This is a genomic window from Bradyrhizobium sp. 22, assembly GCF_000482425.1.
Classification (GTDB): domain Bacteria; phylum Pseudomonadota; class Alphaproteobacteria; order Rhizobiales; family Xanthobacteraceae; genus Bradyrhizobium; species Bradyrhizobium japonicum_B.
Genome location: NZ_KI519399.1, coordinates 4,819,567 through 4,839,699, shown reverse-complemented (window position 1 = coordinate 4,839,699; position 20,133 = coordinate 4,819,567). Strand labels below are relative to the sequence as shown.

21 protein-coding genes are annotated in these 20,133 nt (G+C 64.3%); 8 read left to right on the top strand and 13 right to left on the bottom strand.

Features of this window, described 5'->3' with window-relative positions; genetic code table 11:
* The first annotated feature begins 160 nt into the window (after positions 1-160).
* Positions 161-2,371, top strand: a complete 2,211-nt coding sequence (purL, locus tag K410_RS0124810) for a phosphoribosylformylglycinamidine synthase subunit PurL (RefSeq protein ID WP_028137368.1) — start codon at positions 161-163, stop codon at positions 2,369-2,371.
* Positions 2,372-2,460: 89 nt separating this feature from the next.
* Here the strand turns inward: purL and K410_RS0124805 are convergent, their stop codons facing one another.
* Positions 2,461-3,648, bottom strand: a complete 1,188-nt coding sequence (locus K410_RS0124805; RefSeq protein ID WP_028137367.1) for an acyltransferase family protein — start codon at positions 3,646-3,648, stop codon at positions 2,461-2,463.
* Positions 3,649-3,820: 172 nt separating this feature from the next.
* On the opposite strand from K410_RS0124805, the gene K410_RS38050 reads away from it, so the two are divergent.
* Positions 3,821-3,994 (top strand): DUF1328 domain-containing protein, encoded by a 174-nt coding sequence (locus K410_RS38050; RefSeq protein ID WP_027525383.1) that lies wholly within the window; start codon positions 3,821-3,823, stop codon positions 3,992-3,994.
* 101 nt (positions 3,995-4,095) lie between these two features.
* Here K410_RS38050 and K410_RS0124795 read toward each other — a convergent pair whose 3' ends face one another.
* Positions 4,096-4,455, bottom strand: coding sequence for a DUF427 domain-containing protein (locus K410_RS0124795; RefSeq protein ID WP_028137366.1), 360 nt, complete (start codon positions 4,453-4,455; stop codon positions 4,096-4,098).
* 196 nt (positions 4,456-4,651) lie between these two features.
* Here K410_RS0124795 and K410_RS0124790 point away from each other — a divergent pair, with 196 nt between their 5' ends.
* Both K410_RS0124790 and K410_RS0124785 read left to right on the top strand, forming a co-directional pair.
* Positions 4,652-4,906: a BolA/IbaG family iron-sulfur metabolism protein gene (locus K410_RS0124790; RefSeq protein ID WP_028137365.1), complete on the top strand. Its 255-nt coding sequence runs from the start codon at positions 4,652-4,654 to the stop codon at positions 4,904-4,906.
* Positions 4,907-4,929: 23 nt separating this feature from the next.
* On the top strand, positions 4,930-6,123 hold the full coding sequence (locus K410_RS0124785) for a low temperature requirement protein A (RefSeq protein WP_028137364.1): 1,194 nt from the start codon (positions 4,930-4,932) through the stop codon (positions 6,121-6,123).
* A gap of 228 nt (positions 6,124-6,351) precedes the next feature.
* On the opposite strand, the gene egtD is transcribed toward K410_RS0124785, so the two are convergent.
* Together egtD and egtB are read right to left on the bottom strand one after the other, a co-directional pair.
* Positions 6,352-7,323, bottom strand: coding sequence for an L-histidine N(alpha)-methyltransferase (gene egtD, locus K410_RS0124780; protein WP_028137363.1), 972 nt, complete (start codon positions 7,321-7,323; stop codon positions 6,352-6,354).
* Positions 7,324-7,376: 53 nt separating this feature from the next.
* Positions 7,377-8,672, bottom strand: a complete 1,296-nt coding sequence (gene egtB / locus K410_RS0124775; protein WP_028137362.1) for an ergothioneine biosynthesis protein EgtB — start codon at positions 8,670-8,672, stop codon at positions 7,377-7,379.
* 240 nt (positions 8,673-8,912) lie between these two features.
* On the opposite strand from egtB, the gene grxD reads away from it, so the two are divergent.
* The 4 genes from grxD to K410_RS0124755 are packed head-to-tail and all read left to right on the top strand — an operon-like array spanning position 8,913 to position 12,373.
* Positions 8,913-9,239 carry a Grx4 family monothiol glutaredoxin gene (gene grxD, locus K410_RS0124770; protein ID WP_028137361.1) on the top strand — a complete coding sequence of 109 codons (327 nt, stop codon included), beginning with the start codon at positions 8,913-8,915 and terminating at the stop codon, positions 9,237-9,239.
* 4 nt (positions 9,240-9,243) lie between these two features.
* A complete protein-coding gene (locus K410_RS0124765; protein WP_028137360.1) occupies positions 9,244-9,795 on the top strand; it encodes an O-acetyl-ADP-ribose deacetylase in 552 nt (183 codons plus the stop codon).
* 45 nt (positions 9,796-9,840) lie between these two features.
* Positions 9,841-11,127, top strand: a complete 1,287-nt coding sequence (locus K410_RS0124760; protein ID WP_028137359.1) for a serine hydrolase domain-containing protein — start codon at positions 9,841-9,843, stop codon at positions 11,125-11,127.
* Positions 11,108-12,373, top strand: a complete 1,266-nt coding sequence (locus K410_RS0124755) for a serine hydrolase domain-containing protein (RefSeq protein ID WP_049820197.1) — start codon at positions 11,108-11,110, stop codon at positions 12,371-12,373. The genes K410_RS0124760 and K410_RS0124755 overlap by 20 nt, the downstream gene beginning before the upstream one ends.
* A gap of 95 nt (positions 12,374-12,468) precedes the next feature.
* On the opposite strand, the gene K410_RS0124750 is transcribed toward K410_RS0124755, so the two are convergent.
* The 9 genes from K410_RS0124750 to K410_RS0124710 all read right to left on the bottom strand — a co-directional run bounded on the left by K410_RS0124750 (position 12,469) and on the right by K410_RS0124710 (position 19,900).
* On the bottom strand, positions 12,469-13,536 hold the full coding sequence (locus K410_RS0124750; RefSeq protein WP_028137357.1) for a threonine aldolase family protein: 1,068 nt from the start codon (positions 13,534-13,536) through the stop codon (positions 12,469-12,471).
* A gap of 20 nt (positions 13,537-13,556) precedes the next feature.
* The gene (locus K410_RS0124745) at positions 13,557-13,871 is read right to left on the bottom strand and encodes a type II toxin-antitoxin system RelE/ParE family toxin (RefSeq protein WP_245269449.1); all 315 of its coding nucleotides are present in this window, start codon (positions 13,869-13,871) and stop codon (positions 13,557-13,559) included.
* A complete protein-coding gene (locus K410_RS0124740; RefSeq protein ID WP_049820196.1) occupies positions 13,846-14,061 on the bottom strand; it encodes a hypothetical protein in 216 nt (71 codons plus the stop codon). The genes K410_RS0124745 and K410_RS0124740 overlap by 26 nt, the downstream gene beginning before the upstream one ends.
* Before the next feature lie 68 nt (positions 14,062-14,129).
* Entirely contained in the window at positions 14,130-14,747 is a 618-nt protein-coding gene (gene rpsD / locus K410_RS0124735) for a 30S ribosomal protein S4 (protein ID WP_028137354.1), read from the bottom strand.
* A 200-nt stretch (positions 14,748-14,947) separates the two neighbouring features.
* Positions 14,948-15,715, bottom strand: a complete 768-nt coding sequence (locus K410_RS0124730) for an acyltransferase (protein ID WP_028137353.1) — start codon at positions 15,713-15,715, stop codon at positions 14,948-14,950.
* A gap of 273 nt (positions 15,716-15,988) precedes the next feature.
* Complete coding sequence (locus K410_RS0124725) at positions 15,989-16,762, bottom strand: HpcH/HpaI aldolase family protein (protein ID WP_028137352.1); 774 nt, start codon at positions 16,760-16,762, stop codon at positions 15,989-15,991.
* A 61-nt stretch (positions 16,763-16,823) separates the two neighbouring features.
* A complete protein-coding gene (gene murI, locus K410_RS0124720) occupies positions 16,824-17,621 on the bottom strand; it encodes a glutamate racemase (RefSeq protein WP_028137351.1) in 798 nt (265 codons plus the stop codon).
* Positions 17,622-17,772: 151 nt separating this feature from the next.
* Complete coding sequence (locus K410_RS0124715) at positions 17,773-18,579, bottom strand: Crp/Fnr family transcriptional regulator (protein WP_028137350.1); 807 nt, start codon at positions 18,577-18,579, stop codon at positions 17,773-17,775.
* Between the two features lie 241 nt (positions 18,580-18,820).
* On the bottom strand, positions 18,821-19,900 hold the full coding sequence (locus K410_RS0124710) for a SecDF P1 head subdomain-containing protein (RefSeq protein WP_028137349.1): 1,080 nt from the start codon (positions 19,898-19,900) through the stop codon (positions 18,821-18,823).
* Between the last annotated feature and the right edge of the window lie 233 nt (positions 19,901-20,133).

Genomic DNA, 20,133 nt, shown 5'->3' with positions numbered 1-20,133 from the left:
CTTCAGCCCTTAAATCCGATCCGTCCGCGCCGTGCAATTCCTGTTCCCGCCGTCCCTGCCTGCAAAACGTGGGACAGCGGGAAAATGCGCCACAAAGGGCTTTTCCCGGCCCTCCGATCTTCCTAAGAACGGCCAAACGCCGCCGAAAGCCCCTGAAGCCATGAAGAACGAACCCAAGATCACCCCCGAGCTGGTTGCCGCCCACGGGCTCAAGCCCGACGAGTACGAGCGCATCCTGAAGCTGATCGGGCGGGAGCCGACGTTCACGGAGCTCGGCATCTTCTCGGCGATGTGGAACGAGCACTGCTCGTACAAGTCCTCCCGCATCCATCTGCGCGGCCTGCCGACCAAGGCGCCCTGGGTGATCCAGGGCCCCGGCGAGAATGCCGGCGTGATCGACATCGGCGACGGCCAGGCCGTGGTGTTCAAGATGGAGAGCCACAACCACCCGAGCTATATCGAGCCCTATCAGGGCGCGACCACCGGCGTCGGCGGCATCCTGCGCGACGTCTTCACCATGGGCGCGCGCCCGATCGCCTGCCTCAATGCGCTGAGCTTCGGCGCGCCCGAGCATGCCAAGACCCGGCATCTGGTCTCCGGCGTCGTCGCCGGCGTCGGCGGCTACGGCAATTCCTTTGGCGTGCCGACGGTCGGCGGCCAGGTGCGCTTCCACACCCGCTATGACGGCAACATCCTCGTCAACGCGATGGCGGTCGGCCTCGCCGATACCGACAAGATCTTCTATGCGGCGGCCTCCGGCGTGAACATGCCGATCGTCTATCTGGGCTCCAAGACCGGGCGCGACGGCATCCACGGCGCCTCGATGGCCTCGGCCGAGTTCGACGACAAGTCCGAGGAAAAGCGTCCGACCGTGCAGGTCGGCGATCCCTTCGCCGAAAAGCTGCTGCTGGAAGCCTGCCTCGAGATCATGGAGAAGGGCTGTGTCATCGCGATCCAGGACATGGGCGCGGCGGGGCTGACCTGCTCGGCGGTCGAGATGGGCGCCAAGGGCGACCTCGGCGTCGACCTCGACCTCGATGCGGTGCCGACCCGCGAGACCGGGATGAGCGCCTACGAGATGATGCTCTCGGAGAGCCAGGAGCGCATGCTGATGGTGCTCAAGCCCGAGAAGGAGAAGGAAGCCGAGGCGATCTTCAAGAAGTGGGGCCTCGACTTCGCCGTGGTCGGCTACACCACGCCGAGCAAGCGCTTCGTGGTCAAGCATGGCGGCGACGTCATGGCCGATTTGCCGATCAAGGAGCTCGGCGACGAGGCGCCGGTCTATGACCGCCCGCATGTCCCCTCGGCCGCGCTGCCGGTCGTGCATGCCCGCGAGGTGCCGGCGCCGATGGGTCTCGGGCCTGCGCTGGAGAAGCTGATCGGCACGCCGGACATGTGCTCTAAGCGCTGGGTCTGGGAGCAGTACGATCACGTCATTCTCGGCAACACCATGCAGCGCCCCGGCGGCGATGCCGCCGTGGTGCGCGTCGAGGACGGGCCGAAGGGCCTCGCGCTCACCGTCGACGTCACGCCGCGCTATTGCGAAGCCGACCCGTTCGAGGGTGGCAAGCAGGCCGTCGCCGAGGCCTGGCGCAACATTACCGCGGTCGGCGGCAAGCCGCTCGCGATCACCGACAATCTCAATTTCGGCAACCCTGAAAGGCCCGAGATCATGGGCCAGTTCGTCGGCTGCCTGAAGGGCATCTCGGAAGCGTGCCGCACGCTCGACTTCCCGGTCGTGTCCGGCAACGTCTCGCTCTACAACGAAACCAATGGCCGTGCGATCCTGCCGACACCCTCGATCGGCGGCGTCGGCCTGCTCGACGATTTCACCAAATCCGCTTCGCTCGCCTTCAAGGCCGAGGGCGAAGCGATCCTCCTGGTCGGCGAAACCCATGGCTGGCTCGGACAGTCGGTCTATTTGCGTGACATCTGTGGCCGCGAGGAGGGCGCACCCCCGCCGGTCGATCTCGCCGCCGAGAAGCGCAACGGCGATTGCGTGCGCGGCATGATCCATGCGGGCACCGCGACTGCCGTGCACGACCTCTCGGACGGCGGTCTCCTGATCGCGCTGGCCGAGATGGCGATGGCGGGCGGCATCGGCGCCAAGCTGCTGGCGGCGCCGACCGCGCTGGTCCCGCAGGCCTATTGGTTCGGCGAGGATCAGGCGCGCTATCTCGTCACCGTGCCGGAAGCCGAAGCCGGCCGCGTGCTCGCCAAGATGCGCGGCTGCGAGGTGCCCTGCGTGCGCATCGGCACCACCGGCGGCGATGCGATCGCGATCGCGGGCGAGGCGCCGGTGGCGATCGACACGCTGCGGGCCTCGTTCGAGCGGTGGCTGCCGGACTATATGAGCGGGAAGGCGGCGTGATGGTCATTCCGGGGCGCGCGAAAGCGCGAACCCGGAATCTCGAGATTCCGGGTTCGATGCTGCGCATCGCCCCGGAATGACTCGGCTCATCACAACACCTTCGACGCGCCCGGGATCTGCCGCAAGGCGCGCGTCAGCGCCCAACTCGCTGCGACAGTCAGTACAAACCCGATCGCGGCCTTGACGATCGCCGGCAGATCATAGTCGAACAGCCAGTATTGCAGCCACAGTGCGATCGGATAGTGCACCAGAAACATGCCGAACGCGTCGCCCTGCATCGGATCGAGCAGCATGGCTGAGCCTGATTGCTTGAATCTCTGGAAAATGGCCAGGATCAGAAACATGATGGCCACGCTGAAGACCGTGAAGCAGATGGCATAGAGCGCTTCATACCAGTCCGGCAACGGCCACGGGTTGCCCAGTATTTGACGCTTGATGAAGATCAGCCCCCACAACAGGCAATACGGGACGATCGCCAGGACCATCCAGTCCCAGCTGACCTTCGCCATGCGGCCATCGACAGCGAGCAGCCCGCGATCCATTTGCGCAACGCCGATGCCGGCACCGAAGAAGAAATAGGTCGCGTACAGCATCACGCGCCCGTGCTGGACCGAGAACGGCCCAAACTCGAACCAGCTGCTGTGTCCGTAGTGAACCAGCCCGGGAATGTAGAACGCCGCGGTGACGGCCAGCATGACCGCGAAGAACACGGCGGGCCGGCGTCGACCATGCAGCGAGAGGCGATTGATCGGATCGAGCAGATTGGGTGACAGCCGGTACAAAAGGCAGGCAACCAGGTCGAAGGCGAACAAGACCCACAGGAACCAGATCGGCCCGCTCGGCCACGGGCCCTTCGTGACCATATTCCACCAGAATTCCGAAAACCCGATCTCGGGATCCTGCCGCAGGGAGATCGCGTAATAGGCGACCGGAATGACCGTTAAGGCGCAGATCGCGAAGGGTAGGCCAAGCCGAAGCAGGCGATCTGCCAGATAGCTCCGGATTCCCTTCCGGGCGATGCCGGACCAGGCGAACAGCCCCGACAGGAAGAAGAACATCGCCATGAAGAAGCTGTCGGTGGCGAGCACGACCATGTCGAAGCCGAAGAAATAACTCGGATCGGTATGGCCGAAATAGGTATAGGGAATCACCGCGTGATGCAGCAGCACCACCAAAGTGAGGAAGGTGCGGGCGCGATCAATCGCCATATTGCGCACCTTGCTCTGGGGCGCGGCATGGGCCTCCGCGCCGATCGTCGCCGAATGTGACATCGTCATCGTGGCCCCCGATCCTGGTCCCGGCCGGACTGTGCCGCCGGGAACTCGCTTCAGCAAGGGCAGTTTGTTTGGTAGGTCGCCCCCGACCACCTCTAGGAACCAGTTCCTGGCAGCGATGTTAGCGTTCGCGAAAACAGCGAAGGCCGTGAGACGCGGCAGTTCGGAGCTAGCGATGACGATCCTGAAATGGGCGCTGATCTTCCTGCTGATCTCGATCGTGGCCGGCGTGCTCGGCTTCACCGGCATCTCAGCCGCCTCCGCCGATGTCGCCCGCTTCCTGTTCTACGTCTTCGTCGTGATCTTCCTGGTGCTGCTGGTCCTCGGGCTGACGATCTTCAGGGCGTAGCCTTCCCTTTCGTCATTCCGGGACGGTCTGCAGGACCGAACCCGGACTCCCGGGATTCCCGCCTCGATGCTTCGCATCGCCCCGGAATGACGCATCCCAAACTACCCCACTTCCTCGATCTTCAACTTGTCGGGATAGAACGCCAGATGGCCGGAGATCTCCGCCATGGCGGGGAAGGGCGTCTCGTAGGTCCAGATCGCGTTGTCGAGCGTCTTGCCGTTGGCCTTGACGCTGTAATAATTGGCATCGCCCTTGTAGGGGCAATGGGTGGTGCGCTCGGTGCGCTCGAGCAGGGCCATGTTGGCGTCCTGGCGCGGCACATATTGCACCGCCGGATATTTGGCTTCCTTCAGGGTCAGCGCCTTGTCGGTCTCGGCGATCACGATGTCGCCGGCCGTGACGCGGACACGCCGGGGATTTGCGGTGATGGTGATGGGGTGGTCGGGCCCTGGAAGCTTCATGATGTCACGCCTTTTCGATCGATCTGCCACGCGCGGCACTTTGTCGTGCCTTTATCCTGATGCGATCAGGGATATAGTGCCGGAAAGCGTGACCTAGAAGGCCGTTCACGCTAAGTTTGGCCCTGCCGGGCCGGGGACCCCGGCAGCGATTCGACGACGAGGCTGATTCGCAGCCGAGACAAGGAGCACGACCCGAATGCCCATGGACGCCCACGATATCGAGGCGATGATCAAGGCAGCAATCCCCGATGCCGAGGTGACCATCCGAGACCTCGCCGGCGATGGCGACCATTACGCCGCGACCGTGATCTCGGAATCCTTCCGCGGCAAGTCCCGCGTCCAGCAGCACCAGATCGTCTATCAGTCCTTGCGCGGCCAGATGGGCGGCGTGCTGCACGCGCTGGCGCTGCAGACCGGGGTGCCTGGCGGGCCCGGGGCACCCGGCACCTGATCCAAGTTTAGCGGGGGATGACGATGGCTGCGGACAATCCTCGCGGCGCGATGTTTCGCGTCACCGGACCGAACCAGCACAGCCGCGTCACTTTTGTCGAGCTGTTCTTCGACCTCGTCTTCGTCTTCGCCGTCACGCAGATTTCTCACACGCTGCTGCACCATTTCACGCCGCTCGGCGCGGTGCACGTCATGGTGCTGTTCCTGGCGGTGTGGTGGGTGTGGGTCTTCACCGCCTGGGTCACGAACTGGCTCAATCCCGAGCTGACTCCGGTCCGCATCCTGCTTTTTGCCATGATGCTGGGCGGCCTCGTGCTGTCGACCACGATCCCGACTGCGTTCGAGGGACGGGGCCTGTGGTTTGCGATCGCCTACGTGACCCTGCAAGTCGGACGGACCGCGTTCTGGATGTTTGCGACCCCGCATCACCGGTCCGCAGTGCGACACAATGCGATCCGCATCCTGACCTGGTTCTCGGTCTCCGCCGTGTTGTGGATTGCCGGCGGTCTGTCCGGTGGAGACACGCGGCTATGGCTGTGGATCGCGGCGGTGAGCTGGGAATATATCGCGCCGGCCGCACGGTTCTGGGTGCCGAAGCTGGGCTTCTCGTCGATCGAGGCCTGGGCCGTCGAAGGCGCGCACATGGCCGAGCGCTGCTCTCTCTTCGTCATCATCGCGCTCGGCGAAGCCATCATCGTCAACGGCGCAACATTCGCCGAGCTGGAATGGACCGCGAGCAACATCCTTGCTTTCGTCTCGGCGCTGATCGGCGCCATCGCGATGTGGTGGGTCTATTTTCACAAGGGCGCCGAGGCCGGCTCCGAGCGGATCTCGAAATCCTCTGAATCCGGCCGGCTGGCGCGGCTCGCCTACACCTATCTGCACACGCCGATCGTGGCCGGCATCATCCTGACGGCCGTGTCGGACGAATTGGTGCTGAAGCATCCGGCCGGACATTCCGACATGCGCACGATCGTGAGCACGATCGGTGGGCCCTTGGTGTTCCTGGTCGGCACCATCCTGTTCAAGCACGCGATCCGCGGCTTCCTCCAGCTCTCGCACGGCGTCGGGATCGCGCTGCTGCTGGTGCTGAGCTGGTTCGCGTCAGACCTGTCGCCGCTCTGGCTATCGGTCGCGACGACCATGATCATGATCGTCGTGGCGGTGTGGGAGTCGGTGTCGCTGGGAGCGGCACCGGAGGAGGTCCGGGAGCACTGAGCCCTCGGCCGCTCGTCGGCATGGTAGTTCGTCTTGTGGAGCGTCTGAGCGCACGCCTCGTCCTTCGAGACGCCCGCTTCGCGGTCTCCTCAGGATGGGGCTAATCAGCGCCGAAGCGCATGGACACTGCTGCCGCGCACTCCGGCCTCATCCTGAGGAGCCCCCTAAAGCGGGCGTCTCGAAGGATGTGCCGCAGGAAAGCACTCCGAGATAGCGGGAAGTGGAAGGTTACTCCGCAACTTCCAGCGCGTGCACCGAAAACATCTTCGCCGCATCCGTCCAGCTCTCCCGCACCCGCCAGCCGGCGCCCTGCGCCAGCGCGGCGAAGCGCTCGATGCTGTATTTGTAGCTGTTCTCGGTGTGGATGCTCTCGCCCGGCTTGAACGAGAAGCTGGTGCCGAGCAGGCGCACGGTCTGGCTCTTCCTGCTGATCAGGTGCATCTCGATGCGGTGCCGCTCGCGATTGTAGATCGCGCGATGGGTGAAGGCGGACAGATCGAAATTGCCGCCGAGCTCGCGGTTGATGCGCACGAGAACGTTGAGGTTGAAGCGCGCGGTGACGCCGGCGGCATCGTTGTAGGCATCATAGAGCAGGCGCTCGTCCTTCTCGAGATCGGCGCCGATGATCATCTGCGCACCCCGGCCGAGAATCTTGCGCGCGCTGTTCAGGAAGGCCTGGGCTTCCTGCGGTTCGAAATTGCCGATGGTCGAGCCCGGGAAGAAGCCGACCTTCGGCATCGACGCGACCTGCTTGGGCAGCTCGAACGGCGTGGTGAAATCGGCCGCGACCGGATAGATGCAAAGCGAGGGAAAATCCCGCTTCAGGCCATTCGCCTGCGCCTTCAGGAAGTCGCCGGAGATATCGACGGGGACATAGGCCGCGAACCTGCAATGGTTCAGCAACAGGCGGACCTTGGTGGTCGCGCCGGCGCCGAACTCGACCAGGGCGGCGTGCTCCGGAATGATCTTTGCGATCTCGCTGCCGCGCTCCCTCAGGATCGCAAGCTCGGTGCGCGTCGGATAATATTCCGGCAGCTTCGTGATCGCCTCGAACAGCTCCGAGCCGGTCGCATCGTAGAAATATTTCGGCGACAGTTTCTTCGGCTGCTGTGACAGGTCCGCGATGGCCTCGCGGGCGAAGGCGGTGGTCTGCTCGTCGGGAAGATGGGCTTCGGCCAAAGCGCTGGCGTGCACATTCATGATACTCTCCTGAACGCGCTGTCCGGCGCGCATTGGTCGTCGGATAAAAATGTTTACTCGTAGTCGGCGAGCCGCAGTCCCGTGAACTGCCAGCGGTGGTGCGGATAGAAGAAGTTCCGATAAGTGATACGGCTATGGCCCTCCGGCGTTGCAAGCGAGGAGCCGCGCAGCACCAATTGGTTGACCATGAACTTGCCGTTGTATTCGCCGAGCGCACCTTCGATGGCGCGGTAGCCGGGATAGGGTGAGTAGGACGATCGCGTCCACTGCCAGACGATGCCGAAGGCGTCGTTGAGCTGGCCGGTGCGCGCTGCGACCTCCCATTCCATTTCGGTCGGCAGATGCTTTCCGGCCCAGCGCGCGAAGGCGTCGGCCTCGTAATAGCTGATGTGGCAGACCGGCGCTTGCGGATCGACCGGCTTGAGGCCGGCGAGCGTCATGACTTGCCATGCGCCATCGACCTCGCGCCAATGGCCCGGGGCTTGCCAGTCGTCCTTGCTGGCCGCGGCATAGCCGTCCATCAGCCACAACGTCGCGGTCCGGTAGCCTCCGTCGCGCATGAAGGCGAGCCATTCGCCGTTGCTGACGAGATTGCGCGCCAGCCTGACCGGGCCGACGAGGGCGCGATGCGCGGGCTTCTCATTGTCGAAATGGAAACTGTCGTCGACATGCCCGACGGTGTGGATGCCCTCGTTGAGTTGCAGCCATTCATCGCCCGTGCGCGTGGCGGATGGAAAACGCCAGTCCGGATCGTAGGCCGGATAGACTGGATTCTGCGCAAATGCGTGCAGGATGTCGGTGAACATCAATTCCTGATGCTGCTGCTCATGGTTCAGCCCGACCTCGACCAGCGGCGCGATCTCGCGCAGCTTGTCCGCGCCGGTCTCGCGAAAGAATTTGACCACGGCCGCATCGACATGTTTGCGATAGGCGCCGACCTGATCGGCGCTGGGACGGGTGATGTCGCCGCGATGATTGCGCGCATGACGCGGGCCGGCGCTGACGTAATAGGAATTGAACAGGAACGCGAAATCGGGGTGGAAGGGCTGATAACCTGCGGCGTGCTCGCCCAGCAGGAACTGCTCCCAGAACCAGGTGGTATGCGCCCGATGCCATTTCGCCGGGCTCGCATCGGGCATGGACTGGATCTGCTGGTCCTCCGGCGAGAGCGGCGCTGCCCGGCGTTCAGTCTCGTTGCGGACGGCAACGAACGCGTCCTGCAGCCTCTGGGCGAGACCGCCCGGACCGGACAGTGACGAAAGCGGGGCGGCGGCCGTGGCGGAGGCTTGTTTCGTCACGTTTTTCTCCAGACAGGACAAGAGAACGTTGTTGGCGTTGCCCGGTTCCACAACCGAGGTTCGTCCTAGATAGGGGCTCCGTTACGGTATGAAAGTCCTCTCCGGCGATGATATTGATGTCGTCAGCCTATGGGCCCGGCCCCGGCCAAACCGGTCGCAGGGGACCTCTCGCCGCCATTTTACTTTGGATGCACAACGGTTTGGGCTACATATATGGACAGGTATCGGGTTAGATCGGCTGAGCCGGCCCGAGGGATATTGGTGAGGGCTCTGCCCCAGAAGGACACGGATATGAGCATCGCGGAATTCATCGCCAACGAAGTGAAGTCGAACGACGTGGTTCTGTTCATGAAGGGTACGCCGCAATTTCCGCAGTGCGGTTTCTCGGGCCAGGTCGTCCAGATCCTCGACCATATCGGCGTCGGCTATAAGGGCCTCAACGTGCTCGAATCCGCCGAGCTGCGCAACGGAATCAAGGAATATTCGAACTGGCCGACCATTCCGCAGCTCTATGTGAAGGGCGAGTTCGTGGGCGGCTGCGACATCGTCCGCGAGATGTTCCAGGCCGGCGAGCTGCAGCAGCTCTTCTCCGAGAAGGGCGTCGTCGTCGCGGCCTGATGACGTGACCGTGCTGAGGCGCCGGATTGGCGGCGCCGAGCTCGAGGTCATCGTCGCTGACATCACCACACTCGGCGTTGACGCCATCGTCAACGCCGCCAACACGTCGCTCCTTGGCGGGGGCGGCGTGGATGGGGCGATCCATCGGGCCGCCGGGCCCGATCTGGTCGCCGAATGCCGGATGCTCCACGGCTGCGAGACCGGCGATGCCAAGATCACAAAAGGTTACCGGCTCAAGGCCGCCCATGTGATCCACACCGTCGGGCCGGTCTGGAATGGCGGCAGGTTTGGCGAGGACGATCTGCTCGCCTCCTGCTATCGGCGCTCCATGGAGCTGTGCGGGACGCACGAGCTGACTTCCGTGGCGTTTCCGGCGATTTCGACCGGTATTTATCGCTTTCCTGCCGATCGAGCCGCAAATATCGCCGTGCGCACGGTGATCGAAGGGCTCTCTGCATCTCCCTCTGTTGCCCGCGTGGTGTTCTGTTGCTTCTCCGAGCCGAGCGCCAGGCTTCATGCCGGGGCGCTCGCGCGACATGGCAGCCCTTGTGCCTGATGGCGCTGCCGGTACACTCCGCCGGACCATGTTCCGGGAGGGGATATGATTTCACGATCTGGGTTATGTGCGCTGGCTTGCGGCGTGCTGGTGTCGCTTGGCGCGATATCGCTGGCGCGGGCGGAGGGCACTTACGAGATACCGGCCGGCGCGCGCTTCAATCAGGACAAGCTCGCCAAGATCACCGAGTTCTTCAAGAACGAGGTCGCGACCGGCAAGATTGCCGGTGCGAACGTGCTGATCCAGCAGCACGGCAAGCCGGTCTATCACGAGGTCTTCGGCGTGCAGGACGTCGTCAGCAAGGCCCCGATCACCGACAAGACGATCTTCCGCCTGTCGTCGCTAACCAAGGTGATCACCTCCGTTGTGGCGATGCAACTGATCCAGGACGGAAAGATCAAGCTCGACGATCCCGTTTCGAAATACATTCCCTCCTTTGCAAATGTGAAGGTCGGTGAGGAGAAGAAGGCCGAGGACGGCACCAAGACGCTTGAGCTGGTACCACTGGCCCGGCCCATCACCGTTCTCGATCTGATGCGCCATACCTCCGGGATAACCTACGGTTTCTACGGCGATAGTCTGGTTCGCAAGGCCTATCGCGACGCTAACATCTATGCGGGCGAATTCGATCTCGCCGAGTTCGCCGAGCGGATCGCCAAGCTGCCGCTGCACAATCAACCCGGCGCACTCTGGCAGTACGGCCATTCCACTGACATTCTGGCGCGGATCATGGAAATCGTGTCCGGAAAGACATTGTTCGAACTCGAGAAGGAAAAGCTGCTCGATCCGCTCGGTATGCCCGATACAGGCTTCTTCGTCACCGAACCGGAGAGGCTGAAACGGCTCGCCCAGCCGCTGCCGAACGACAGCAATTTCCGGGTCGGCCGCGAGTACAGGACTGAGGTTCGCCAGAAGTGGGAATCCGCCAGCGGCGGCATGGTTTCGACCATGGCGGACTTTTCCCGCTTTGCGCAGATGCTGGTCAATGGAGGAACGTTCGAGGGCAAGACCTATCTCAGCCCGCAGACGTTTGAGCTGATGGCATCGGACCATGCCGGCAAGGACTCCGGCGTTGAGCGGGACTACTTCTATTTTCCCGGTGACGGTTTTGGCATGGGACTTGGGTTTGCCGTGCGCACCGATCCGGGTAATGCCAAACCTCCGCCGCCCGGCGATCTCGGGGAATTGAAATGGGACGGCGCCAGCGGTTGCTATTTGGTGGTTGATCGCAAGCAGGACATGTTCGTCCTGCTGCTGGAGCAGACCCCGAGCGAGCGCCAGCGCGTGCAGCGGACCCTGAAGCAGCTGGTTTATGAAGCCATGGAGAAGTGAGGCCTTCGTTCGGATCGTCCTCGCCGCCGCCTTTGTCCTGCTGGCGGGCGCGGCGAGCCAGCTTCGTGCCGAAGCGCCGGCTGCCCGCAGTTTCTCGACGGCGGGACTTGCGCGCGTCAGTGCGTTGCTCGACGAGGCGGTCGCCGCCGGCAGGATCCCCGGCGCGATCCTTCTGATCCAGCAGCACGGCAAGCCCGCACTCTACCGCAAGTTCGGCCAGCGCAACGTCGCGACGGCGCAGCCAATGACGGACGACACCATCTTCCGTCTCTATTCGATGTCGAAGCCGATCACCTCGGTGGCGGCGATGATGCTGGTCGACGACGGCAAGCTCGCTCTCGATGACCCCGTCGCGAGATACATTCCGGCCTTCGCCGATGTCCAGGTCGGCGTCCCGCAAGCAGATGGCAAGCTGGCCCTCCAGCCGCTGGCGCGGCCGATCACGGTGCGCGATCTGCTCCGGCACACGTCCGGCATCACCTATGGCTTCTACGGCAGCAGTCCCGTCCGCAGGCTCTATGCGGAAGCCGGCCTGTTCGACGGCGATCCCGACAATGCGCAATTCGCCGAGCGGCTCGCGCGATTGCCCTTGGCCGAGCAGCCGGGGACGCTGTGGGACTACGGCCATTCGACCGACGTGCTGGGCCGGGTGATCGAGGCGGCGTCGGGCCGGTCGCTCTATCAGTTCGAGAAGGAGTGGCTGCTCGATCCCCTCGGCATGCGGGATACGGCGTTCTTCGTCGCCGACCATGCCAGGCGGCCGCTGATCGCCGAACCCTTGCCCGGCGACTGGTTCGATCGTCCGGTCGCCGGCATCATCGAGGCGACCGCGCCGCGTCGCTGGGAATCCGGTGGTGCGGGCATGGTCGGCACCATCGGCGACTATGCACGTTTTGCACAGATGCTGCTCAATGGCGGCGAACTCGAAGGTCGCCGCTATCTCAAGCGCGAGACCGTGGCGCTGATGGCGTCGGACCAGCTCGACGGAGCCAATGGGATCGCGAGAGATCCGGAATTCTATTTTCCGGGCCCCGACAGCAGCTTTGGTCTCGGCTTTGCCGTGCGCACGCGCGCGAAGCCGCCGCTGCCCGCTGGCGAATATCGCTGGGACGGTGTCGGCGGCACCTTCTTCTTCATCAACCCCGCCGACGACATGTTCGTCATTTGCATGATGCAGTCGCCTTCGCAGCGGGGTCCGATCCAGGACGAGCTGACGCGGCTGGTCTATGAGGCGATGGGACGCTGACCGAAGCGCGACGAGATTTGGATGAACCATCATCGCGCTTTAGGTGGTGTTTACGCATGATCCGGAAAACCGCTTCGCAGCTTTCCGCATCATGCTTACGCGCCGCGCACGATCTCGCGGACGTATCCGATCGTCTCCTCGATCTGGGCCGCATTGACGTCGAGATGGGTGCAGGCGCGGATGCGGCCGTCCATCATCGCAAGCGTGATGCCGCGCTGGCGCAGCGCGGTGACCATCTTGTCGCCGGCAATGCCGGCGCCGTCGGGCTTGAAGAAGACGAGGTTGGTCTCGGGCTCCTGGACCTCGATGCCTGAGATCTGCGACAGTCCGCGGGCGAGCGCGCGCGCATTGGCATGGTCGTCGGCCAGGCGCTCGACGTGATGATCGAGCGCGTAGATGCAGGCGGCGGCGCAAATGCCGGCCTGGCGCATCGAGCCGCCGAGGCGCTGCTTCCACTGCCAGACCGCATCGATGAAGGCGCGCGAGCCCGCTAGCACGCCGCCGATCGGCGCGCCCAAACCCTTGGAGAAATCGATCCAGGCCGAATCCCAGCCTGCCGTCATGTCGCGCGGGGAGATGCCGCTGGCCACGGTGGCGTTGAGCAGGCGAGCGCCGTCCATGTGGGTGACGAGGCCGTGCTGCCTGGCGATCGCCACGATCTCGTCGAGCGCGGCCTTCTTCCAGATCGTGCCTCCGCCGATATTGGCGGTCTGCTCGACGCTGACGACGGTCTGCGGCGGTTGGTAGCGCGTACGCGGATGCAGCGCCTTGCGAAAGGTCTCCGGCGTGAACTGCCCGTCGGGCCCCTTCAACTGCGTCACCTGGAAGCCGCCGATCGCCGCATGCGCGCCGCCTTCGCGGGCGATGATATGCGCGGTCTCGTGGGCGAGGATCTCGTCGCCGGGGCGGCAATGCACCAGCGTCGCGGTGACGTTGCACATGGTGCCCGAGGGCATGTAGACCGCCGCCTCCTTGCCGAGCAGATCCGCCACGCGCTCGCACAGCGCGTTCACGGTCGGATCGTCGCCGACCTGCTCGTCGCCGACCTCCGCGCGCGCCATCGCCTCGCGCATCCCGGCCGTCGGCTTGGTCTGCGTGTCCGAGAGCAGATTGATGCGCACCGGCGGCGCCTTGGGATCGACGGGGGGAGGGGTGTAGAGCATGGCTGATCTCGTCATTTCATCTAGTCGAACAATTGCGGTCTGATCTCTTGTGCGCCGTGAAGGATGGCGCGGATTTCAACGTGGTCGGGCTGGACGGTGTAGAAAATCAGATGGGATTGGAAGCGGAAACGTCGATATCCTGCCGCGAGTTCATCCACCTGCTGGCCGATCAGGGGAAAGTCGGCAAGAAGTCCGAAGGAACGGACAAGACCCGCATAATAGGCTTCAGCCTGATACTTGCCGAACCGGCTCTCGGTGAAATCGTAGATGGCGATCAGGTCGGCTCGGGTGCGCTCCGATAGCCGGTACTCAGCCATGGCGGCGTTGAGCAACACGTTGGCGCGCGGCAGCGAGGATGTCGTCCGGCGTGTCCGAGGTGAAGTTGTTGCAATCAGGCTGGGCGAACAGTGCCTGATATCGGCGGACTTGCTCGTCACGGGGCAGCTTGGCCCATGCTTCAAGCTCCGCCTCGGAAGGCGTTGCCGATGGGGTGATGTTGGCGAGCTGGTCGGTCGTCTGGGACATCGAAACCAGGTTATCACAATAAAAAGGCCCCGGAAACCGGGGCCTTTGAGCAATGGATCGCGAAGATATCAGCGCGAATAGAATTCGACGACCAGATGGGGCTCCATCTGCACCGGGAACGGCACGTCGGAGAGGCCGGGGATGCGGATGTACTTGGCGGTCATCTTGCCGTGGTCGACTTCGAGATAGTCGGGCGTGTCGCGCTCGGGGAGCTGGCTGGCTTCGAGCACGTGGGCGAGCTGCTTGGAAGCTTCCTTGACCTCGACGACGTCGCCGACCTTGAGCTGGTAGCTCGAGATGTTGACCTTGCGACCATTCACCTTGATGTGGCCGTGGTTGATGAACTGGCGGGCGGCGAAGATCGTGGAGACGAACTTGGCGCGGTACACGACCGCGTCGAGACGACGCTCCAGGAGGCCGATCAGGTTCTCGCCGGTGTCACCCTTGAGGCGGCTTGCCTCGACATAGATGCCGTGGAACTGGCGCTCGCTGATGTTGGCGTAGTAGCCCTTCAGCTTCTGCTTGGCGCGCAGCTGCACGCCGAAGTCGGAGAGCTTGCCCTTGCGGCGCTGGCCGTGCTGGCCGGGGCCGTATTCACGACGGTTCACGGGGCTCTTCGGGCGGCCCCAGATGTTCTGGCCCATACGGCGATCGATCTTGTACTTCGCCTCACTGCGCTTAGTCATCGCGTCCTCTTCGGTTGCATGGTTTGAGGAAACGCGCCCTCCTGTGTGACGGACCTAGGCCCGGCACCGACAGGCCCGATCCCCAAAGCTTAAGGGAAAGGACCACGGGTCGCGAAACGCTTCGCGGGCCGAAATCGGCCCGCGAGCAGGCGGCTTTTAGGAGAGTTTGGGGCTCACTGTCAATGCGAATGGACCCAGAATCAGGTTCTTAGCGCCCGAATTGGCTTGGCGCCGGCCGCACCCAATTCGGCAGCGATTTCAGTGTTCAGGACCTGTTCCAGCCGGGTCAGGACCCGGGCGATCGGAGCAGCGTCCGTGACCCGGTGATCCCAGCGGATCACGACACGGATGGTCTGGTCGGGCTCGACCACCCCATAGCTGACGACAAAGGGGCCGGGCGTGATCGGATGGAGCTCGCCGCCGCCATAGGCGGCCACCGAGCTGACCCCAAAGCTACCGAACCAATTGCCGCGCTGCCGGCCGAAATTCAGGCCGATCGCCCAGGACAGGCGGCGCAGCGGCAGCGGCAGGCGAGTCGCCCGCATGATCTTGCGGAACATCGGGACGTCCTCGATCGGCGCCGTCTTGGCGCGCCGGATCTCGGCGTCGACCGCTGCGAGTGAAAGGGCCTCGGGAGCGGCAATTCGCTGGGGCAGCACGCATTCCTCGCCATTGTCCACCCGCGCAATCGCGACCGTCGCCACGCTCTTCGGCAGCTCGTAGAGGCCCGGCCAAGGCCATTTGACGTAGACGGTGCGCAGGATCGGCTCGTCCCGCGCAACCAGGGCGAAAGCCTTGACGAACATCGCGGCCCAGCCGGCGGGCGCCGTTGCGCGTGCGCGGGCCTCCAGCAGGGAACGGATATTGAGCGAGCGGGAGAGTGAAACGAAAGGCACGCCCATCGAGGCATGCATCAGGTCGCAGATCAGGCGACGCCGCAGCGATATGGTTTTGGGCGTCCCGCGCATTGGTCTTTCGGTTCCAAATCAAAGCTCAAAATATGGGCAGCGAGCGGGGCCCGCCCGCTCGCTCTAGCATGAACCAACCCGCTTGGGGGCGACCGGTTCGCCGCATCACGGCGCTGGCGCGGCTGCCGGCTTGGTGGTGGCAAAAATCTAGATCATTTTCAATGGCTTGTTGCTTGGGTCTTGGCGTCGCGCGCGCAAAGTCCCTTGAGCCTATTTCTCCTGAATTGCACATCCCAGTAGCGCCGCGGTTTCCCTCACCCGCGTTGCGGCTATTCAGAGCTTGATTCCCTCGAACGCCGCCATGATGCCGCGCTGGAACAACGACCAGTCGAAGCCGAGCGCGATCGCACGATAGCCGCGGTCGATCAGGGCATTGGCCTGATCTGCGGTGCGAGCGACGCCGCCGATCGGCACGCCGCTTCTGAGGATGCCGGCCTCGGCGCGCGCGATCAGCTCCAGCAGCTCCGGATCGTCCATCTGGCCGCGCTTGTTGATGGACGTGGCGAGATCGCCGGGGCCGATCACCGCGACGTCGATTCCGGGCGTCGCCATGATCTCGTCAATGCGGTTGACGGCATCGATATGCTCGATGGTGACCATGCAGATCATCTCGTCGTCGGCGCTGGCCATGTAGTCCGGCATCGACTGGCCCCACCGGAACGGGGCGTGGAACGGGCCCCAGAGCCGATCGCCGCGCGGCGGATAGCGCACGCTGCGCACCGCCTTCTCGGCGTCCGCGCGGCTGGTGATCATCGGGAAGTTGATGCCGAAGGCGCCGATGTCCATCGGTGCCTTCGCAAGCCACGGTTCGTTCGCCGCGATCCGCACCAGGGGTGTGCACGGCGTGCCCGTGGTGGCGGCGATCATCGCATGCGCTTCGGTCAGTCCGATCGGGCCGTGTTCGAGATCGACGATGATCCAATCGAGCGAGCGCGCCATGATCTGCACCATCTGCACGCTCGGGATGGTCGCGATCGCACCGAAGGCGGGGCGGCCCTCGCTCCACAATTGGCGGAGACGGTTGAGCGGCGTGGACGGGACCGACATCGAAAGACCTGCAGCTGGGGGACGACGGCAAAACGTAGCAGCGCGGCGCCGAGGCGGAAAGTCAGGCCAGTGCGCGTCCGCCGAAGAACGGCGTCAGGGTGGCCGAAAGGCCGTGCACGCGGTTCGAGGTGAAGAACATCTCGGCGCCGGCCTGTGCGATGTCTCCGCTGCGTGGACCGAGCAAATCGGAGACGCGCCGGGCGATCGCCGGCGCGGGATCGATCCAGTCCACCGGCCAGGGTGCCAGCCGCTTCAGCCGGTCGAGCAGTAGCGGATAATGCGTGCAGGCGAGCACGACGGTGTCGGTGCGCGCGCCGGCATCCTCGGTATCGCCGACGAAGCAGGGCGCGAGCTCGGCCAGGATGTCGCCGTCGCTGACGGAAGCGCCGCCCAGCGCGGCCTCGGCGAGCGAGGCGAGTTCGGGAGAGCCGACCAGCGTCACCTCGCAGCCTTGCGCGAAATCGCGGATCAGGGCTTTGGTGTATTCGCGCCTCACCGTGCCCTTGGTGCCGAGCACCGAGACGCGGCGGGTCCTCGACCTCGCGCAGGCCGGCTTGATCGCCGGCACGGTGCCGACGAAGGGTACGGAATAGGCGGCGCGCAAGTGCGACAGGACCAGGGTGGACGCGGTGTTGCAGGCGATGACGACGATATCAGGGTCGTGCGTGCCGATCAGCTCCCCCATCAGCGGCACGACGCGGGCGATGATCTCGTCCTCGCCGTGGTGGCCGTAGGGAAAGAAGGCGTCGTCGGCGACGTAGACAAAGTGCGCCTCCGGGCGCGCGGCCACGACCTCACGGAGCACCGTGAGCCCGCCAAGGCCGGAATCGAACACCAGGATGGTCGGAGAATGGGTCACGTCGTCACCTTAAGGCGCCATGGTTACCATTCGGTTTTTGGGGCGGTTTTGCGGCGGGGCCGCTCGGCGTCATGGGAGGGGAGCCAGGTACCAGCGGCATCCGCAGAATTCCGGGACCGACATGATGCGGTCCGGCGTGGGGTGCCCACGTTCACGCGATCCTGTTCGTCGTGGCTGCCCGTTCCGTGGCCAGCTGCTTCTGCAGGCGGTCGATGTTCTGCAGGAGGCGCTGGCTGGTCAGCACCAGGAAGTAATAGCCGAACTGCGGATCCTGGAAGTAGATCTCGAGCAGCCGGTCATAGGTGATCGTCAGCACCTGGCCGTCTTCGATGCATTGAATCGTTCCGGTGCGCCGGTTGTCGGGCGTGAGGAAGCCGAGCTCGCCCATCAGCGCCCCGGGCCCAATCTCGACGTTGATCTCCTTGACCAGGAACTTTCCGGTGACCGTGAGGAGCATCTCCTTCGCGGGATCGCCCAGCTTGAACAGCGTGTCGCCGCGGCGATATCGGCGCTCGGTCATGAACGGCTTCAGCCATTCGATCGACATGTCGCCTTCGGCGGCATGGCGCGCCTTCTTGACCAGTTTGAGCATCTGCCGGAGGCGCAGGGCGTTGATCGGAAGCATCAGCAGGTAGAGCAGGAACGTTGCGACGTTGGCGGAGAGCGCGCCGAAGATGGCAAAGAACGCGCAGCCGACCATGTTGGCGACGCGCAGCGGCACCATCGTCCGCATCAAGAGCGTGGCGACAAAGAAGACCGCCCCGACCACGGCGAACATATTGGCCAGCGTGATGTTGCTGACGAAGATCTCCAGCAGCCGATTGAAGATCGCGTCGTAGGTGACGTCGTTGGGATCGAGGCCCATCTGAACCAGGATCTTCGCGATCCTGAGATTGTCCGTGGCCGCGTCGAGAATGCGGTCGAGGATCGAGGAAATGTCTGCGCTGCCGGACGGCATGGTACTAACCCCGCGTAAGGCCTTCAGTCCTGGTCGGTGTGCTCGACACCTATAGCCGAAATCGGATGACGGCCGGCTGAAATGAAGCCTTCGGCCGCCATGTCGCAAGAGGCAAATTCTAGCCCGATCGGGCCTTTCGGCAATTGCCCATCAGGCCGTCGCGGCCGTGATTCGGACCGGGAGGCGGCGCCGCGGAGGGGTTGGATGCACCCCCAGGCGGGGGCGCCGGACGATCTTCGGCTTACGGCTTCGTGGCGGGCTGCACGACCTGCTGCTCGACGAGGCCAAGGCGCCCCGGCAGCGAAGCGGCCCGCAGCATCATGGCGACGCTGTTGGCTTCTTCCAGTGTCAGGTTTCCGGAGATCTGGCCCGAGCCGCCGGTGATCGACTCGCGGATCACGGGGGCGGAGATCACCTTGTCGTCGAGCACGATGGCGAAAGGCTTGCCGACATTCTCGCTGGTGATGTGGGCGAAGCGCCGCGTGCCGCGGCCGTTGAAGCGGAACGAGGCGATGGGCTCGTTCGTGCCGACTGCAAATCCCGGACCGGCAGAGCTGATGTCGTCCCCGTCGAGCGCGCTGCGCTTGGCAACGAGGTAGGGCTCGTTGTCCTTGAAGCCGAGCAGAACTTCCGTGCCGTCCGGCGGCGCGCCCCGCTGCGCCTGCTCGGCAGGCATCGACAGGTCGACCTGGCGGAAGCTGACCTTGACCTTCCTGGCGAAGATCGCGGTGATGCGCTCGGGCTCGGTCGCGCCCGGCAGGAAGATCCGGATGCGATCCGCGCCCTCGGGCTGGACGCTGGCGAGCGTGACGCCGGCATCTTTGAGGCGCTGCTCGATCATGGCGATGGAATCGTCGACCAGCTCGTGCAGCCGTGCGGCGGATGCGGCCTCGGTCGGCGCCAGCCTGACCGGTCCGTCGCCGCTGCCGCTGACGGTGAGCGCGTGCGTTGGCAAGCCCTCCGCTGCCAAGGCGAGCTTGCGTGTGAGCTGTTCGCGGCCCTTCGCATCGGGGATATTCACCTCGACTCCGCCGTCGCGGATCGCGAGGCCGGAGAAGGCGATCCGGCCCTCGCGCAGGATCTTGTAGACGTCGTCGCGCAGGTCCGCGACGGCTGCCTCGCGCAAACCGTCGGCGTCCACCCGATAGACGATGCGCGATCCGCCCAGCTTCTCCATCTTGTCGGCAATGAAAGCAGCGACCTTGACTCGCATCTTGTCGAGCTGGGCGTCGGCCGACGCCGCGCCCGGCATGGCGATCGCCGCTGCCATGGCGAGCGCTACGCCGAGGGCGGGGATGAAGTTGCTCCAATGCCTAGGCATGATCACCTCGAGTCTTGCGGCAGGACGCTGGCCGCCAAATCCGACGCCAGTTCTTGGTCCCGGAATTGGGTGTGAAGGTTCAATTTCGGTGTCGATCGAGGCCCGCCGCTGCAGCGGATAGGCCATGGACGAACGGCAAATCATCGATCATTCTGCGCTCGCTCGACCGGCCATTGGTCGAGGCCTCGCCGAACAAGATGTCAAAAGACAGCGGGCGGGCGACATGCATCTGA

Coding starts and splice junctions, on each gene's coding strand:
- K410_RS0124805 (WP_028137367.1), bottom strand. CDS start 3,648: ATGACGATGTCACATTCGGCGACGATCGGCGCGGAGGCCCATGCCGCG.
- K410_RS0124750 (WP_028137357.1), bottom strand. CDS start 13,536: ATGCTCTACACCCCTCCCCCCGTCGATCCCAAGGCGCCGCCGGTGCGC.
- K410_RS0124740 (WP_049820196.1), bottom strand. CDS start 14,061: ATGTCCCAGACGACCGACCAGCTCGCCAACATCACCCCATCGGCAACG.
- K410_RS0124790 (WP_028137365.1), top strand. CDS start 4,652: ATGCCCATGGACGCCCACGATATCGAGGCGATGATCAAGGCAGCAATC.
- purL (WP_028137368.1), top strand. CDS start 161: ATGAAGAACGAACCCAAGATCACCCCCGAGCTGGTTGCCGCCCACGGG.
- K410_RS0124715 (WP_028137350.1), bottom strand. CDS start 18,579: ATGCCGTCCGGCAGCGCAGACATTTCCTCGATCCTCGACCGCATTCTC.
- K410_RS0124795 (WP_028137366.1), bottom strand. CDS start 4,455: ATGAAGCTTCCAGGGCCCGACCACCCCATCACCATCACCGCAAATCCC.
- grxD (WP_028137361.1), top strand. CDS start 8,913: ATGAGCATCGCGGAATTCATCGCCAACGAAGTGAAGTCGAACGACGTG.
- K410_RS38050 (WP_027525383.1), top strand. CDS start 3,821: ATGACGATCCTGAAATGGGCGCTGATCTTCCTGCTGATCTCGATCGTG.
- K410_RS0124710 (WP_028137349.1), bottom strand. CDS start 19,900: ATGCCTAGGCATTGGAGCAACTTCATCCCCGCCCTCGGCGTAGCGCTC.
- K410_RS0124755 (WP_049820197.1), top strand. CDS start 11,108: ATGAAGCCATGGAGAAGTGAGGCCTTCGTTCGGATCGTCCTCGCCGCC.
- egtD (WP_028137363.1), bottom strand. CDS start 7,323: ATGAATGTGCACGCCAGCGCTTTGGCCGAAGCCCATCTTCCCGACGAG.
- K410_RS0124725 (WP_028137352.1), bottom strand. CDS start 16,762: ATGTCGGTCCCGTCCACGCCGCTCAACCGTCTCCGCCAATTGTGGAGC.
- K410_RS0124760 (WP_028137359.1), top strand. CDS start 9,841: ATGATTTCACGATCTGGGTTATGTGCGCTGGCTTGCGGCGTGCTGGTG.
- K410_RS0124785 (WP_028137364.1), top strand. CDS start 4,930: ATGGCTGCGGACAATCCTCGCGGCGCGATGTTTCGCGTCACCGGACCG.
- K410_RS0124730 (WP_028137353.1), bottom strand. CDS start 15,715: ATGCGCGGGACGCCCAAAACCATATCGCTGCGGCGTCGCCTGATCTGC.
- rpsD (WP_028137354.1), bottom strand. CDS start 14,747: ATGACTAAGCGCAGTGAGGCGAAGTACAAGATCGATCGCCGTATGGGC.